This window comes from Streptomyces sp. NPDC046308, from assembly GCF_055588065.1.
Genome location: NZ_JBVJFB010000001.1, coordinates 34,921 through 50,117 on the forward strand (window position 1 = coordinate 34,921; position 15,197 = coordinate 50,117).

14 protein-coding genes are annotated in these 15,197 nt (G+C 72.3%); 9 read left to right on the top strand and 5 right to left on the bottom strand.

The window, feature by feature from the left end; genetic code table 11:
- Positions 1-4 precede the first annotated feature (4 nt).
- The gene (locus ACZ6JT_RS00155) at positions 5-3,013 is read right to left on the bottom strand and encodes a DUF4132 domain-containing protein (RefSeq protein ID WP_469205569.1); all 3,009 of its coding nucleotides are present in this window, start codon (positions 3,011-3,013) and stop codon (positions 5-7) included.
- A 492-nt stretch (positions 3,014-3,505) separates the two neighbouring features.
- On the opposite strand from ACZ6JT_RS00155, the gene ACZ6JT_RS00160 reads away from it, so the two are divergent.
- Complete coding sequence (locus ACZ6JT_RS00160) at positions 3,506-3,733, top strand: hypothetical protein (RefSeq protein ID WP_469205571.1); 228 nt, start codon at positions 3,506-3,508, stop codon at positions 3,731-3,733.
- Positions 3,734-3,792: 59 nt separating this feature from the next.
- Here ACZ6JT_RS00160 and ACZ6JT_RS00165 read toward each other — a convergent pair whose 3' ends face one another.
- A complete protein-coding gene (locus ACZ6JT_RS00165; protein ID WP_469205573.1) occupies positions 3,793-4,146 on the bottom strand; it encodes a CU044_2847 family protein in 354 nt (117 codons plus the stop codon).
- 389 nt (positions 4,147-4,535) lie between these two features.
- On the opposite strand from ACZ6JT_RS00165, the gene ACZ6JT_RS00170 reads away from it, so the two are divergent.
- The 3 genes from ACZ6JT_RS00170 (at position 4,536) to ACZ6JT_RS00180 (ending at position 7,153) form a co-directional block, all read left to right on the top strand.
- Positions 4,536-5,087, top strand: coding sequence for an HPP family protein (locus ACZ6JT_RS00170; protein ID WP_469205575.1), 552 nt, complete (start codon positions 4,536-4,538; stop codon positions 5,085-5,087).
- Positions 5,088-5,210: 123 nt separating this feature from the next.
- The gene (locus ACZ6JT_RS00175; RefSeq protein ID WP_469205577.1) at positions 5,211-6,464 is read left to right on the top strand and encodes an MFS transporter; all 1,254 of its coding nucleotides are present in this window, start codon (positions 5,211-5,213) and stop codon (positions 6,462-6,464) included.
- Between the two features lie 347 nt (positions 6,465-6,811).
- Positions 6,812-7,153: an avidin-fold protein gene (locus ACZ6JT_RS00180; RefSeq protein WP_469205579.1), complete on the top strand. Its 342-nt coding sequence runs from the start codon at positions 6,812-6,814 to the stop codon at positions 7,151-7,153.
- Positions 7,154-7,313: 160 nt separating this feature from the next.
- Here the strand turns inward: ACZ6JT_RS00180 and ACZ6JT_RS00185 are convergent, their stop codons facing one another.
- Both ACZ6JT_RS00185 and ACZ6JT_RS00190 read right to left on the bottom strand, forming a co-directional pair.
- A complete protein-coding gene (locus ACZ6JT_RS00185) occupies positions 7,314-7,868 on the bottom strand; it encodes a hypothetical protein (protein ID WP_469205581.1) in 555 nt (184 codons plus the stop codon).
- Positions 7,869-8,032: 164 nt separating this feature from the next.
- On the bottom strand, positions 8,033-9,508 hold the full coding sequence (locus ACZ6JT_RS00190; protein WP_469205583.1) for an amidase: 1,476 nt from the start codon (positions 9,506-9,508) through the stop codon (positions 8,033-8,035).
- 266 nt (positions 9,509-9,774) lie between these two features.
- Here ACZ6JT_RS00190 and ACZ6JT_RS00195 point away from each other — a divergent pair, with 266 nt between their 5' ends.
- The 5 genes from ACZ6JT_RS00195 (at position 9,775) to ACZ6JT_RS00215 (ending at position 14,110) form a co-directional block, all read left to right on the top strand.
- Positions 9,775-9,999: a response regulator transcription factor gene (locus ACZ6JT_RS00195; protein WP_469205585.1), complete on the top strand. Its 225-nt coding sequence runs from the start codon at positions 9,775-9,777 to the stop codon at positions 9,997-9,999.
- Between the two features lie 469 nt (positions 10,000-10,468).
- Complete coding sequence (locus tag ACZ6JT_RS00200) at positions 10,469-11,032, top strand: PadR family transcriptional regulator (protein WP_469205587.1); 564 nt, start codon at positions 10,469-10,471, stop codon at positions 11,030-11,032.
- A 142-nt stretch (positions 11,033-11,174) separates the two neighbouring features.
- Entirely contained in the window at positions 11,175-12,899 is a 1,725-nt protein-coding gene (locus ACZ6JT_RS00205; RefSeq protein ID WP_469205589.1) for an acyl-CoA dehydrogenase family protein, read from the top strand.
- A gap of 293 nt (positions 12,900-13,192) precedes the next feature.
- Entirely contained in the window at positions 13,193-13,417 is a 225-nt protein-coding gene (locus ACZ6JT_RS00210; RefSeq protein ID WP_469205585.1) for a response regulator transcription factor, read from the top strand.
- A gap of 36 nt (positions 13,418-13,453) precedes the next feature.
- Entirely contained in the window at positions 13,454-14,110 is a 657-nt protein-coding gene (locus ACZ6JT_RS00215) for a class I SAM-dependent methyltransferase (protein ID WP_469205591.1), read from the top strand.
- A 170-nt stretch (positions 14,111-14,280) separates the two neighbouring features.
- On the opposite strand, the gene ACZ6JT_RS00220 is transcribed toward ACZ6JT_RS00215, so the two are convergent.
- A complete protein-coding gene (locus ACZ6JT_RS00220; protein ID WP_469205593.1) occupies positions 14,281-15,156 on the bottom strand; it encodes a glycosyltransferase family 2 protein in 876 nt (291 codons plus the stop codon).
- Positions 15,157-15,197 lie beyond the last annotated feature (41 nt).

Genomic DNA, 15,197 nt, shown 5'->3' on the forward strand with positions numbered 1-15,197 from the left:
CGACTCATCCTCCCACTCGCACGAACCGGCGGAGCGTCGCCTGCCACATCTCGCACCACAGCACGCCCTGGACGACGCCGAGCGCCTGCGACCGGCAGCCTTCGTCCGTGATCGGCGGCAGCGCCGCCTCGATCCCGGGCAGCAGGTCCTGCGCGAACTCGGACGGCGGGTCGAAGGCGAGGTACCTGCTCCTGCGGGTGGCCGGTTCCACGGCGAACACCTGCGCATGGCGCTGCCGTGTGGTGGCGTCCGTCGACTCCAGCAGCTTCCGCGCGTGGTCGAGGGTCACCTCCCGCAGTCCGCAGCTGTCCGTCCGGCCTCCGTCGTGCCCGTGGCCGGGGCAGTGGGCGCGCAGGGTGTCCGCCAGCAGTGCGGCGGGATCGGCGGCCAGTGCCTCCTGTACATGGGCGTCGAAGTGCTTCGCCGCCCCGGCGACGACGAAGGGCTCGACGTGGAGCAGCAGGTCCTGGAGGGCGAACAGCCCGCCCGTGCCGCCCGCCCGCACGCGCCGTGCACGTTCGTCGAGGATGCCGGTCATCAGCTCCCGCAACGGCTTCAGCGCGGCCACCCGCTTCGTGACCTTCGGGAACGGCGTGAGGCCGTGCCGTGTGACGGTGTAGCCGTGGCTTCCCCGCACGGCGCCGGTCAGTTCGGTGCGGATGGTCTCGCGGAACGCGGGATCGCCGAGTACGGATTCGACACCGGCGGTCCCACGGCGCTGTATCCACTGCAGGGCGAAGACCCGCTGCCCGTCGGCTGGTTCGGCGAGCGGAATTCCCACCCGCCGCATCAGGGCGAGCAGTTCGAGGTCGACGCCGACGCCCCAGAAGTCACCCCCGAGCGATCTGCTCTCCAGCCCGAGCAGCGGGTCGCGGGTCTCGCCCGCCTCGCGCATCCGTGCCGCGATCGACGCCAGCACCGGTTCGAGGCCGGCGACGGGCTGGCGCAGGCCCGCGTACCGCCGGAGGAACAGCGTCAGCCAGGCGTTGGCCGCCTTCGCCGACGCGGCGGAGTCGGGCTCCGCCCCTCCGGTGAGCCGGTCCAGCCGGCCGAGGCGCGCCATGAGGGCGAGCCACGCCTCGGCGGCCGCGGTCTTCGCCACGGCCGAGGAGCCCTGGGGCTCCGGCAGGTGGGTTCTCAGGTGTGCGACCGTGTCCGGGTGTTCCGCGAGGTCCCGCTCCAGCGGCGCCGCCCAGGCCTCCCACACGGGCGCCGTGGCCGTCGCCAGTGCACCGCCCCGCATCAGCAGGTGGAAGATTTCGGTGTTGGTGTCGTCGGCGGCCGGCGGGCCGCCGCCCGCCGCCAGCTCCACGGCGAAGGAGCTGGGGATCCTGCTCTGACCGCGGCACCATTCGAGGACGAGCCGTCGGTAGCTCTCGTACGCCTCGCTCGCCGACGAGCGTGCGGCGGCGTCGTCCCGGTACTGCCTGAGCAGCTTCTCGTCGACGACGCCGAGCGCGCGGAACTCCGAGACGAGCTCCCACAGGGCGCTCTCGTCGATGTCGCCCAGCCGCTTCTCGGCTGCGCGTGCCTCGGTGTAGAGCGGCCTGGCCATCGCCACGCTCCCCGCCGCGGCCACGATCCGCGCTCCTTCGTCGAGGGCGAACGGCAGGAGCTCGGGGTGAGGCGCCGTCAGCTTCTTCAGGCTCGTCGCAAGCCGGGTCGCGGCCCGGCCCGGTTTCGTGTCCGCCGTCGTCGCGCACGTGCGCAGCGGAGCGAGTAGCCCCATCGCCTGCCGTGCCAGCTCCGGGTGCACCCGGCAGACCCGGGACAGGAAGTCCAGGGGACGTACGGATGTCCGGCCGACCGGTGTGGCCTCGCCCGCGTCGGGCTCCAGGCCCAGCGCCCGCGCCACCGCGTCCTGTGCCCCGACCGCCCGTGCCACGACCAGCCGTACGAAATGCCCGCCGTCCGCCGGCAGCGGTGATCCGTAGCGACGCGCGGTCAGCAGTTCCTCGTCCGGGCCGGCGGGGTCGCCCGCGAGGACCGCGCCCGCGCCGAGGAGCCGGCGTGCGTCGGCGGGCCGCTGGTCCTTGGCGGGGCCGGCCTCCGGAGCGCCCGCCGCGGCGTACTCCGCGCACGCGACGAGGAAGGACTGGTACCCGCAGGCCCCGTCGGCGGGCATGGTCCCGAAGGCGCGCCCCCGAGAGGCGTCCCGCTCGTCGTAGACGGCGGTGATGGCCCTGATCCCCTCGGACCAGACGGTCCTCGGCACCACGTCGTACGCCCCCCTGCCGTGCCGCCCCGAGACATCGGTGAACCAGAAGTCGTGCAGGCTCACCGGAGCCACGGGGCCCTGGTGGCGCAGCTCGGCGACCATGCCGTGCCAGAGTCCCTGGTGCCCGAAGGTGAATCCGGCACGCTCCCCGCTGATGCGTCCGCCGAACCGCGCCACCGAGCGCTCGAAGCGGGCCCCGGACTCGTACGAGGCGCCGTGGAAGACCGTGATGCCCCCGCGGGTGCTCCGCGCTCCCGGGGCGGGCGCGGGAGAGCAGTCGGGCCGTACGTACACGGCGCGGTGCAGCTGCTCGATCCCCTGCTCCCCGCCCAGCGGATCCAGCAGCTTCCGCCAGCGTTCGAGCAGCCCGGTGCCGCGCGGGTCGAGGAGCACCGGATGCGGTACCACTACCACGGCGTCGTCCAGCTCGTGTTCCCCGTCGAGTCCCGTCACCACCAGCGCACTGCCGCCCGGGCGCGGCGCGAGGCCGGTGAACACCCCGGCACGCCGCAGGTCCGGCTCGCCCGCCGACCCGTCATCGGGCCCGTCGTACGGCGCGATCACCGCATACCGCAGAGCGCGCTGCCAGTACGGGTCGGGCCACACCTGCCGTATCAACGCGGAGGGCACCGGCAGGCATTGCGTCATCCACCGCTCGACGCTCGTCCGCGCCTCGACGGCATGGTCGCCGATCCATTCCGCCAGCGCCGTCAACTCGCCTACCAACGGCTCCGTCTTGAGCGCGGGCGGCACCTTCTTCAGCTCCCGCCCCGCCGCGGTACGGCAGCGGAGCACCGGTTTCGGCCCTGCCCAGGGATCGAGTGTCAGCTCATGGTCCCCGGCAGCCCTCCATGCAGTGGTCGAACTCATCGCGTGTACCCCCGTGGTGCATCGACGCCCGCACACGTACGAGCAGGCGATCTCAAGCTACCGGCCCCCACTGACAACCGACCGTCTGAGCCTCGCCGGCCTGCCGTCCCGAGATGCCGACCGTCGGGTGGGTGACTAGTATCGTCCGTAGGTAACTGTGGCAATTGCGGGAAACACACCCTTTGCCTGCAGTGACGCGCCGGCACGCGTGGCGTGCGTGCGAATTTCGCACCAGCCCTGAGGTCCGTGGCCCGAGGAGGTCGCGTTGACGGCGGGCGCGCACTCTACACATCACATGTGCAGGGAAATCAATGAGCACAGGTGCGGCGCGTGCATCACATCTCATCTGATCGGTGAGGAGGAAAAGAAGTCTTCGTGCTCAATGCAATGATGAAGGGTTCTGAAACCATGCGAGCAATGAGAGTGAAGCGACTCTTCGCGGTGTCCGCCATCGGCGTTCTGATGGCCGGCGGCGCCGCCATCGGAGCCGCAGGTACGGCTTCGGCGGCAACCCCGACCCACTCCGCCACTTATGTGACCGGCGGCGGCTGGGACCACGACCGGGGCGGCCACGGCTGGTACGACGACGATGACGACGACGACTGGGGCGGCTACGGAGGGTACGGAGGCCACGGCGACTGCTGACCGGTCGGAAAGGCGCTGTGCGGCTCCAACGCGGGCTGCACAGCGTCACCTTTCGGTTTTCACCGACCCCCTTCACGGGGACACCAGGTGAGGGTCACCGAGATCGCGGCCTTGGCCTCGCCGTCCGCCAGCAGGGCGACGGCCTTGCCTGGCTTCGCCATCAGCTCGATGCCGAAGGTGACGCTGACCTCGTCGGGGCGGGCGGCCAGCGCGGAGTCGAGCACGGCGGAGCCGATGCCGCTGACCAGTTCGGTCAGCTGGTCCACGCGGGCGGTGAGGTGGTCCAGCGCACCCACGTCCTCATAGGCGGGTTCGTCCGATCCGCGGGGAACGTCCTCGGGTCGCATCACGCTGACGCGGGCCAGTACGGTCTCCCCGCCGGGCAGTTCGATCTGCTGGATCCGCCGTTCCATCGGCTCTCCCTCTGCCACGAGCAACCGGTTTTCGCCTGCGCCTCGTTGACCTGGCCGAAGGCCATGGCCCATTGTGCCCGGCGCACCCGGCCCGCGCGGGCGATCGCCGATCCCTGTGCCACGCGGCCGGACCCGGCCACCGGGTTTCGGCCGTATGGCCATGCACCAGACCGATGCCCCACACCGCATGCCCCACACGTACGCCCCACACCGACGCGCCGACGGCTGCCGCCCCCGCCGGAGATGCGGAGGACCGGCCGGATATCGTCGTACGGGACGCCCCCCGGCCCACCCCCGCCCCGGGCCGCCCCTGCCCCGGCAACCCGCCCGGGCGTCCTCCCGCCCTGCCCCGGCCCGTCGGCCGCCGATCCCGGACGTTCCCCACACACATGCACACCGACACGATCCTGCGCCCCGAGCCCGTGCCCGCCCCGGCAGCGCCCCCTTCCCCGAAGGGAGCCGGGCGGGCCCCGGCCAGGCCCACCCCGGCGGCGGCCCTCCACAGCATTTGCGCGGCGACCGCCGTCCTGCTGGGTCTCGTCGCGATCGGCGCGATGATCCACGAACCGGTGCTGATACCCCCGCTGGCCGCCAGCGCCGCGCTGGTCCACAGCGCCCCGGCGCTGCCGCTAGCCCAGCCGCGGAGCGTCGTCATCGGGCACCTGGTCGGCTGCGCCGTGGGCTATGGCGTACTCGCCCTGGCGGGCAGCAGCGCCTGGGCGGCGGCCGTCGCGGCCGGCATCACGCTCGCCGTGAACATGACCGCCCGCACCCCGCACTCGCCGGCCGTGGCCACCGCAGTGATCATCCTGCTCCAGACGCCGGACCCCCGCCGGTTCGTCCCGCTGCTTTTCGGTTCGGCGGTCCTGCTGGTACTGACCGGATTCGCCGCTTCCCGCGTACGCCGCGACGCTCCGCGGTACCCCGCCTACTGGTGGTGATCACGGGCCGCTCGGTGGTCCCGCCCGCTGGTTTTGACCCGGTGACGCGGTGCTCGCTTTGATGGCACCGGCGACCTTGAGGTCGTTCGTACGAGGGAGCGAGAGGGCGGGGGCGCGCTGATCATGGTGACCGGGCGCTCGCTGGGACGGCGGTTCGGATGGCTCTGGGCGGCGTACGCCGTCAGCACTCTCGGCACGTGGCTCGCGTTCGACGCGTTCACCTTGATCGCGATTCTCGTCCTGCACGCCGGGACGACCGAGGTGTCGGTGCTGGCGGCTGCGGGGCTGGCGATCGGCTCGGTCGTGGCGTTGCCGCTAGGCCCGTGGGTGGAGTTCCGCCGCAAGCGGCCGGTGATGATCGCGATGGACCTCGTCCGGTTCACGGCGTTGATGAGCGTGCCCGTGGCGTTCGCGCTCGGCCGGCTCGGCTTCGCCCAGCTACTCGTCGTGTCGGTCGTCGTCGGCGCGGCCGACATCGCCTTCACGGCGGCCAGTGGAGCATGTCTGAAGGCACTCGTCCGGCCGGAGGACCTGCTCGTCGCGAACGGCCGGTTCGAGTCCACGACCTGGACCGCCACCATGCTCGGCCCCCCGCTCGGCGGTGCCGCGATCGTCCTGATCGGCCCCGTGATGACCGTGGTGGCCAACGCGGTGAGCTACCTGCTCTCGGCGGCGGGGATCCGCGCGATCGGCGGGCGGGAGGAGCGCCCCGCGCCCGCCGGGGAACGGCCGCGGCTGCGCGTCCGCGACCTGGCCGAAGGATGGCGGTTCATCCTGAGCGACAGCGCGCTGCGCCCGTTGTTCGCCAACACGGTCCTGGTCAACGGCCTGATCATGGCGGCCTCGCCGGTGCTCGCCGTCCTCATGGTCCGCGACCTCGGGTTCACGCCCTGGCAGTACGGCCTCGCCTTCGCCGTGCCCTGTGTCGGCGGCCTGATCGGCGCACGGCTGGCTCCCCGGCTCGTCGCGCGGTTCGGCCGGCACAGGGTCATGGTCACGACCGGGGCGTTGCGGGCGTGCTGGCTGCTCGGGCTGGCCCTCGTCGGGCCCGGGACCACCGGGCTCGTGCTCGTCATGGCCGTGGAGCTCGGGCTGATCACCTCCATGGGCGTGTTCAACCCCGTCTTCGCCACCTACCGGCTCGACCGGACCCCGGCGGACCGGGTCGCCCGCACCCTGTCCGCCTGGTCGGTCACCAGCAAGGCGACCATCGCCGCGCTGACCGCGCTGTGGGGCCTGCTGGCCGGCATCACCGGCGCCCGTACCGCGATCGTGATCGCCGGCCTCCTCGCCCTGGCGACCCCGTTCCTCCTCCCCCGGCACGACGGCACTCCCCGGCACGGCCGGGAGCCGGAACCGGCCCACGACCGCACCTGATACACCTGACACACCTGACACGCCTCGGTTCACCGCCGGGGCCGGTGAGACGGGGGTGCGCCACATCCGGGCGGTGGCCTCGGACATGTCGAAGCCCCCTGCCCCAGACCGTCCGGGCCGCGCCTGCCCGCCCGCTGCCGACCGCCCGAGCGATGACGCGGCACCGGCCCGGGCGGTCAACCGCCCCCATCGGTACGGTACGTTGGGCACGCCTCGCGGTGACCTGTACGGACGGACAAGATCACGACGGGGTCACCTGGCCGAACCGACACACCGCCTCCCGGGCGGGCCTTGACGGTCCACGCGGCCGGGGCCCGCCCCGGACCGCCCTACTCCAGGAGTCACCCGTGGCGCGCTCGCTCGACGGCCTCGTCTTCGTCCCCGTGGCCGACCAGGCACCCGGGCAGGTCGGCCGGCAGACCCGGTTCGAGTACCACGAGCAGGACGGCCGGGTCTGGGCCGAGTACGGCGGCGGGGACGTGCTCAGGGGCTACCTCGTCGGCACGCGGGCGGACGACGCCGTCGACTTCCGCTACGTGCAGCTCCGTCGCGACGGCACGACCGCCTCCGGGCACTGCACCTCGCTCGTCACGGAGCTCCCCGACGGCCGCCTGCGCCTGGAGGAGACGTGGACGTGGGAGTCCCAGGAGGGTCACGGCACGAGCACGGTCGAGCAGCCGCTCGCCTGAGCCCCCGCTGCCGGCGCCCGCGGTCCCCCGCGCAGGAGTGCCCGGCGAAAGGGCGCGGCCCCATCGGGAGCCGCGCCCTTCGTCCGTGACCTGTCGGTTCATGTCCTGTCGGTTTACGTCCTGTCGGTTTATGTCCTGCCGGCTCGTGTCGCCGCCTGTGTCACACGGCGAGCTCAACGGTGGGGCTGCCCGTGGGGCTCGGCACCGTGGGCCGCTGCCGGTCCGCGCACTGCTGGGGAGTGTCGATTCCGAGGCAGAGCTTCGTGCCCTGCGGAACCTTGACCGTGCCGTCGCCCTTCGGGAGCGGCTTGCCGTCGACGCACAGCCCCGGGAGCGCCTTCGGGTCGTTGCAGTAGCTCTCCTCGACCACACCGGACTCGGACTCCTCCGGCTCGGAGGCGTCCTGACCCGGGAGGGAGCCCTCCTCCTGGGTGTCGTCCTGCTGCGTGCCCGACTCCTCGCTCTCGCCGGAGCCCTCCTCGCCGGAGCCCTCCTCGCCGGAGCCCTGCGAGTCCTCGTTCCGGTCCTCGCCCCGGCTCCAGTCCTCGTCCTGGCCGTCCTCGTGGTCGTCGCCGCCACGGTCGGACTGGACGATGGCCGTGCTCGGGGTCGCCGGGGCGGCGAAAGCGCCGGTGGGCAGCAGCACGGCTCCTGCCGCCAGCGTGGACGAGGCCGTCAGCATCACGAGGCGCAGGGTGCGGGAGGTGCGGGCCATGGGAGAACTCCTCAGTGGGGGGATGGGGAGGGGATCACCGGTCCTGCGTGAACCCATGACTCAAGTAGGCCCGGCCGCCCGCATCGCGTCACGCCCCTGTATTTCGTGACTTGACGGATATCGGCAGCCCTGTTATCCCAGCCCGGACGGCCCGGCGCCGCCGATCACCCGGCCGGCAGCTCCGGGCGCCGCTGCGACCACGGCCGGACCGTCTCCAGCTGCGCCGCCACCCGGAGCACGGTCACCTCGTCGTCGCGACGGCCCACCAGCTGCACGGCGAGCGGCAGCCCGTCCGGCCCGTGGCCCGCCGGGACGGAGGCGGCCGGGTGTCCGGTGACGTTCCACAGCGCGGTGTAGGCGACCATCGGGCGCGAGCGCGCCAGCGCCGTCAGCAGCCCGGCGCCGTCCAGCACGCCCACCGGGCGCGGGCGCTCGGCGATCACCGGGGTCAGCAGCAGGTCCATGGTGGTGAACATCCGGTCCGCGCGTACCGCCAGCCGCTCCCCCGCCCGGATCCCTCGCTCCACGGCGGCTTCGGGGACCAGCCGGGCGAGCGCGAGGGTGCTGCGGGTGCGCCGCTCCAGCAGGTCGGGGCGCTCGACGGCGGCGGCCTCCGCCCGTACGCCTCCGCAGAACTGAGCGGCGAACGGGGCCGTCGCGTCCGGGTATCGGGGGTTGACCTCGCGTACGTCGTGGCCCAGTTCGCGTAGCGCCCGTACGGTCTCCAGCATGGCCTCGACGTGCGCCGGATGCGGGCGTACGCCGGGCACGGCGGGCTTGGCGGAGTAGCCGATGCGCAGGCGGCCGGGCTGGGTCTCCAGGGCCCGTACCCATTCGGTGGTCGCGGGGCGGGCGCTCCAGCGGTCGGTGGGGGTGGTGCCGGCGAGGACGTCGTAGAGCAGGGCGCTGTCGCGTACCGTGCGGGTCAGCGGTCCCACGGTGCCGAGGGCGTACCAGAGGTGGGCGTTCGGGGCGGTGGAGACCCGGCCGCGCTGGGGTTTGAGGCCGAAGAGCCCGCAGCAGGCCGCCGGGATGCGGATCGAGCCACCGCCGTCGCCGCCGAGCGCCGCGCCGACCAGACCGGCGGCGACGGCGGCGGCGCTGCCGCCGCTGGAGCCGCCGGGGGTACGGGTGGTGTCCCACGGGTTGCGGGTGTGGCCGTGGGCGACGGACTCGGTGAAGGGCCACTGGCCGAACTCGGGCATCGTCGTCTTGCCGATGACGACGGCGCCGGCCGCGCGCAGGCGTCGTACGGCCTCGGAGTCGTCGGGGACGGGGGTGTGGTTGGAGGCGCCGCCGAAGGTGGTGACCTGTCCGGCGACGTCCAGCTCGTCCTTGACCGCGATGGGGACGCCGTGGAGCGGGCCGTCCGCCCCTTCCGCGTCCCGCGCGTCGGCCTCGGCGAGGGCCTGCTCGGCGAGGACGACGCGGAAGGCTCCGAGGACGGGGTCGAGCCGGGCGATGCGGCGGAGCGCGGCCTCGACGAGCGCGCGGGAGGTGGTCTTGCCGGTGCGGACCAGCTCGGTCTGCCGCTCGACGGACTGGTACATCAACTCCGCGTCGTCCCGTGCCTGTTCCTCATCCTGTCGCCCCTCCCGCTCGCCGTCCCACTGCCCGCCGCGTGCGCCGTCCCTGTCCATGGCTACCCCTCCCGCTTACCAGTCGGTAACTCCGAGCAAGGCTGTCGCCCCGCCGCGTGCACGTCAAGCGGGTCAAGCACGTCGCCGTGGGCCCGGAGCGCGGCGACATGCCCTGTCACACGCCTGTGACAGTCGGCGGACACGGCCATGAAGTCACGCGACCAATCTCTTTATCAGGGACAAACACCGCATTCCGGAAAGCGTCCCCTGCTTCCGAGGTCGTGAGCAGAGATGACCGAGACGAGAAGAACCGTCGGAGGAATCCCATGAGCCTCACCCCCACCGCACCGACCGCCGGAGCCACCCTCCTCGCCCCCCGCGAACAGGAAGCCCTGCGCCACATCGCCGCCGGACACACCTACCTCCAGACCGCCCGCCACATGGGACTCTCCAAGCACACCGTCGACGCCTACCTCCGCCGCATCCGCGCCAAGCTCAACATCAACAGCACCGCCGAGATGACCCGCATGGCCATCGCCCTCGGACTCTGACACCGGCCGAACGGGCACTGACCTACGAGGCGCCGGGGGCGGGACTCGGCCGCGTCGCGGCCCGGTCCGCGACGAGCCGGATCGCCGCGATCGTGAGGTGGCCCGCGGGTCGGCTCCGGGTGCTCCTGCGCGTACCGCAGTGCGAGCATCCCGTCGAACGAGTGCCCCACCAGCAGGCACGGCCCCGGTACGTATCCGGCGCCATCACCCGGTCCAGGCCCTGGACCATGGCGGACAGGCTCGGGCGCCCGTACGGGCGTGCTGTGGGCGATCGTAGGTGCGGACGCGGGTGAACGCGGCCACGCCCGGCAGGACCGCCGGCGCCTTCGGGACGGGCGGGGTGGTGTCGGTGAGGGACCACGGGTCGGACGGCCGCCAACCGGAGCGGGCCCGGCCCGCCCGGGTGAGCCGCGTCTCACCTGACTGCCGCGGCTTGTCTGTGCAACAAGTTGCATAGCAAGATCGCGGCATGGCGCTCGAACACGCGATCCTCGTCTCCCTGCTGGAGAAGCCGGGCTCCGGCTATGAGCTGGCCCGCCGCTTCGACCGGTCCATCGGCTACTTCTGGACCGCCACCCACCAGCAGATCTACCGCGTCCTCAAGCGCATGGAGAGCGAAGGCCTGCTCACCGTCCGCACCGTCCCACAGCAGGGTCGGCCGGACAAGAACGAGTATTCGGCCGCCGGCCCGGGCCTCGCCGCCCTCTCCCAGTGGCTGCACGAGCCGATCGAACCCGAGAGCCTGCGGCACGACCTCGCCGTGAAGATCCGCGGTGCGGCCTTCGACGATCCGGCCGCGCTGATCCGCGAGGTCGAGCGGCACCAGCAGGCGCACCGGGACCGCCTCGCCCGCTATCTCGCCGGGGAGCTGCGCGACTTCACCGGGCCCGAGGCCCCCGCCCCCCTGGACGCCGGTCAGGAACTCCAGCACGTCGTCCTGCGCGGCGGCATCGCTCAGGAGCGGATGACGATCGCCTGGCTCGACGACGTCCTGGCGACGCTCCACCGGCTCGCCCGGCCCGCGTCCGGCTGAACCGCACCGCACAGCCCTCAGCCCCACCTCCTCCCTGCGCGCGGCCGCGCGGCCTTCGACTCCACCCCCTCGAATCCAATTCCTCGGATCCAGTTCCTCGGATCCAATTCCTCGACTCCACCCCCTCGGAAGGTGAATCGCCATGTCCGACCCTCTGCTGTTCCACCCGCACACCTACGACCCCGCGCACTTCGACCCTGAGACCCGCAGGCTCCTGCGCGCCACCGTCGACTGGTTCGAGGCCCGCGGCAAGCGCCGGCTCATCGAGGACTACCGCTCCCGCGCCTGGCTGGCCGATTTCCTCGCCTTCGCCGCCAAGGAAGGGCTCTTCGCGACCTTCCTGACCCCGACCCCCGCCGCCGGCGAGGGCGAGCCGGACAAGCGCTGGGACACGGCGCGCATCGCGGCCCTCAACGAGATCTTCGGTTTCTACGGCCTCGACTACTGGTACGCGTGGCAGGTCACCATCCTCGGCCTCGGCCCGGTCTGGCAGAGCGACAACGCCACCGCCCGCGCCCGCGCCGCGCAACTCCTCTCCGAGGGCGAGGTGTTCGCCTTCGGCCTGTCCGAGAAGACCCACGGCGCCGACATCTACTCCACCGACATGCTGCTGGAGCCCGACGGCGAGGGCGGCTTCCGCGCCAGCGGCTCCAAGTACTACATCGGCAACGGCAACGCCGCCGGCCTCGTGTCCGTCTTCGGCCGTCGCACCGACGTCGAAGGCCCCGACGGCTACGTCTTCTTCGCGGCCGACAGCCGCCACCCGGCCTACCAGCTGGTGAAGAACGTCGTCGACTCCTCCAAGTACGTCAGCGAGTTCCGCCTCGACGACTACCCCGTGGCCGCCGCCGACGTCCTGCACACCGGCCGCGCCGCCTTCGACGCGGCCCTGAACACCGTCAACGTCGGCAAGTTCAACCTCTGCACCGCCTCCATCGGCATCTGCGAGCACGCCATGTACGAGGCCGTCACGCATGCGAACAACCGGATCCTCTACGGCCGCCCCGTCACCGCCTTCCCGCACGTGCGCCGCGAGCTGGCCGACGCCTACGTCCGCCTCGTCGGGATGAAGCTGTTCAGCGACCGCGCCGTCGACTACTTCCGCTCGGCCGGGCCCGACGACCGCCGCTACCTGCTGTTCAACCCGATGACCAAGATGAAGGTCACCACGGAGGGCGAGAAGGTCATCGACCTGATGTGGGACGTCATCGCCGCCAAGGGCTTCGAGAAGGACAACTACTTCGCCCAGGCGGCCATCGAGATCCGCGGACTGCCGAAGCTCGAGGGCACCGTCCACGTCAACCTCGCGCTGATCCTCAAGTTCATGCGCAACCACCTGCTGGACCCGGCCGAGTACGCGCCCGTACCGACGCGTCTCGACGCCGCCGACGACGACTTCCTGTTCCGGCAGGGACCGGCCCGCGGTCTGGGCTCCGTACGCTTCCACGACTGGCGTCCCGCGTACGACGCCTACGCCGCCGTGCCGAACGTCGCGCGCTTCCGCGAGCAGGCCGACGCCCTGTGCGAGTTCGCGGCCACCATCGCCCCCGACGAGAAGCAGAGCCGCGACCTCGACTTCCTCCTCTCCGTGGGCCAGCTGTTCGCCCTGGTCGTGCACGGACAGCTCATCCTGGAGCAGGCCCGCCTGACGGACCTGGACGAGTCGGTGCTCGACGAACTGTTCTCCGTCCTCGTGCGGGACTTCTCCCAGCACGCCATCGAGCTCCACGGCAAGGACTCCACCACGGTCGAGCAGCAGGCCTGGGCGCTCGGCGCCATCCGGCGCCCGGTCGTCGACGAGGCCCGCGCGGCCCGCGTCTGGGCGCGCGTCGAGGCGCTCTCCGGAGCCTACGAAATGACCCCGTAGGCGCTGGGTCCCCTCGTCGGCCTGCCGCCGGCGCCACCGGCGCGCAGGCCGACGAGGGAGCACCGCTTCGTGCACGGAGGCGGCGCTGACCAGGGGTTTCCCGGGGGATGGGCGACCGGGCCGCAGGCGCGGGCGGACGCTGTCACACGCCTGTGACAGTCGGCGGACACGGCCATGAAGTCACGCGACCAATCTCTTTATCAGGGACAAACACCGCATTACGGAAAGCGTCCCCTGCTTCCGAGGTCGTGAGCAGAGATGACCGAGACGAGAAGAACCGTCGGAGGAATCCCATGAGCCTCACCCCCACCGCACCGACCGCCGGAGCCACCCTCCTCGCCCCCCGCGAACAGGAAGCCCTGCGCCACATCGCCGCCGGACACACCTACCTGCAGACCGCCCGCCACATGGGACTCTCCAAGCACACCGTCGACGCCTACCTCCGCCGCATCCGCGCCAAGCTCAACATCAACAGCACCGCCGAGATGACCCGCATGGCCATCGCCCTCGGACTCTGACACCCGGGTGTCAGTGGCGGCTGAGAGCATCGGTTCATGACTGACCGTGCCGCTTTGATCACCGCCTACTGGGATGCCGCCGCAGCGACCTTCGACGACGAGCCCGACCACGGGCTGAGGGCCGACGCCACGCGCTCCGCGTGGACCCGGCTCCTGCACGCGCTGCTGCCGCCTGAGCCATCAGACGTCCTCGACATCGGCTGCGGCACCGGATCGATGTCGCTCCTGCTGGCCGAGGCCGGGCACCGGCCGACGGGCGTCGACCTGGCGCCGCGCATGCTCGAGTGGGCGCGCGCGAAGATCGAGGCCGCGGGTGTGGCGGGCCGTTTCGTGGTCGGGGACGCCATGCTGCCGCCGACTGGGAAACAGCGGTTCGATGTCGTGCTGTCCCGCCATCTGGTGTGGACACTGCCCGATCCGGAGGCCGCCTTGCGGGCGTGGGTGGCACGCCTGCGACCGGGAGGCCGGCTGGTCCTGGTCGAGGGGCGTTGGGGAGAGGCAGGGCAGAACGGTGCCCCGTACGTCTCCGGCGCCGAGTCACTCCCGTGGAGCGGCGGGATCACCGCCGAAGACCTGGCCGCGGCCGTCCGCCCGCTCGCTGCCGCGGTGCGCATCGAACCGCTCAGCGGTAACCCGGACCTGTGGGGTGGACCGGTGGCCGACGAACGGTACGCCCTGATCGCCGATGTGTGAGGCGGCTAGGGGGTGTTGCGAAAGTCCTGTGCGGTGTCCGCGGTGTCCGGTGCGTGCTCTCGGCGTGCCGGGCGAAGGCCCTCGTACTGGGCGTACTCGGGACTTCGGCCGGTGCGGCGAGAGTGCGTGCCGGGCGCCGTGGGCACCGTGCGGGACTTTCGCAACACCCCCTAGATGACCGGCGGGCGGCCCAGGCGGGTCATGCGGATCACGGTCGACCACCGCATGGGGCGCCTCTCGCCGCCGCTGGTGCGCACGCCTTCGGCGAAACCCGCCAGCCAGGCCCGCAGGCCCGGGACCGAACGGGCTCGGGCCACGGTCAGCGCCGTCCAGACACCCAAGTAGACGGGGATCAGGAGGGCGGGGAGGTGGCGCTTGGCCAGCCAGACCCGGTTGCGGGCGGTCATCCGGTAGTACACCGCGTGCCGCGCCGGGGACGTCTTCGGGTGCCGGAGCAGCAGGGCGGGTTCGTAGCGGACGTCCCAGCCGGCGTCCAGCGCGCGCCACGCGAGGTCGGTCTCCTCGTGGGTGAAGAAGAAGGCGTCCGGCCAGCCGCCCGTCCGTTCCAGCATCCGCATCGACAGGGCGTGCCCGCCGCCGAGGAAGGTGGTGACCCGGCCACCTCGCATCGGATCCTTGGCCCGCAACCGGGGGATGTGCCGGCGTTGCGTCTCCCCCGTCTCGTCCGCGATGCGGAAGCCGACGATGCCCAGGCGGCCGTCGGCCTCGTAGAGGTCGGCGATCGTGCGGATCACGTCGGCGTCGACGAGGAGGCCGTCGTCGTCCAGGTCCACGAGCACGTCGATGCCGCCGAGCTCGCGCAGCGTGCGCCAGGCGACGTTCCGGCCGCCGGACACCCCCAGGTTCTCCGCGAGCTCCACGCCGGTCACACCGGGCGGCAGGTCCGCCAGGGCGCAGCCGTTGCCGACGACCACCACGGCCGCGGCCGGCTCGTCCTGCTCGGCCACCGAGTCGAGCAGCGCCCTCAGGGCGGGCATCCGGTCCCCCATGGTCAGCACGGCCACACCCACCCGCGGTCGGCTCACGACCACTCCCCTTGCTCCCGGCACCTGGTGCACGGCGAGCG

Bases quoted from the DNA above. Each gene is read 5' to 3' on its own strand.
- ACZ6JT_RS00210 (WP_469205585.1), top strand. From the start codon at position 13,193: ATGAGCCTCACCCCCACCGCACCGACCGCCGGAGCCACCCTCCTCGCC.
- ACZ6JT_RS00195 (WP_469205585.1), top strand. From the start codon at position 9,775: ATGAGCCTCACCCCCACCGCACCGACCGCCGGAGCCACCCTCCTCGCC.
- ACZ6JT_RS00160 (WP_469205571.1), top strand. From the start codon at position 3,506: ATGAGAGTGAAGCGACTCTTCGCGGTGTCCGCCATCGGCGTTCTGATG.
- ACZ6JT_RS00175 (WP_469205577.1), top strand. From the start codon at position 5,211: ATGGTGACCGGGCGCTCGCTGGGACGGCGGTTCGGATGGCTCTGGGCG.
- ACZ6JT_RS00170 (WP_469205575.1), top strand. From the start codon at position 4,536: ATGCACACCGACACGATCCTGCGCCCCGAGCCCGTGCCCGCCCCGGCA.
- ACZ6JT_RS00185 (WP_469205581.1), bottom strand. From the start codon at position 7,868: ATGGCCCGCACCTCCCGCACCCTGCGCCTCGTGATGCTGACGGCCTCG.
- ACZ6JT_RS00215 (WP_469205591.1), top strand. From the start codon at position 13,454: ATGACTGACCGTGCCGCTTTGATCACCGCCTACTGGGATGCCGCCGCA.
- ACZ6JT_RS00205 (WP_469205589.1), top strand. From the start codon at position 11,175: ATGTCCGACCCTCTGCTGTTCCACCCGCACACCTACGACCCCGCGCAC.
- ACZ6JT_RS00165 (WP_469205573.1), bottom strand. From the start codon at position 4,146: ATGGAACGGCGGATCCAGCAGATCGAACTGCCCGGCGGGGAGACCGTA.
- ACZ6JT_RS00200 (WP_469205587.1), top strand. From the start codon at position 10,469: ATGGCGCTCGAACACGCGATCCTCGTCTCCCTGCTGGAGAAGCCGGGC.
- ACZ6JT_RS00190 (WP_469205583.1), bottom strand. From the start codon at position 9,508: ATGGACAGGGACGGCGCACGCGGCGGGCAGTGGGACGGCGAGCGGGAG.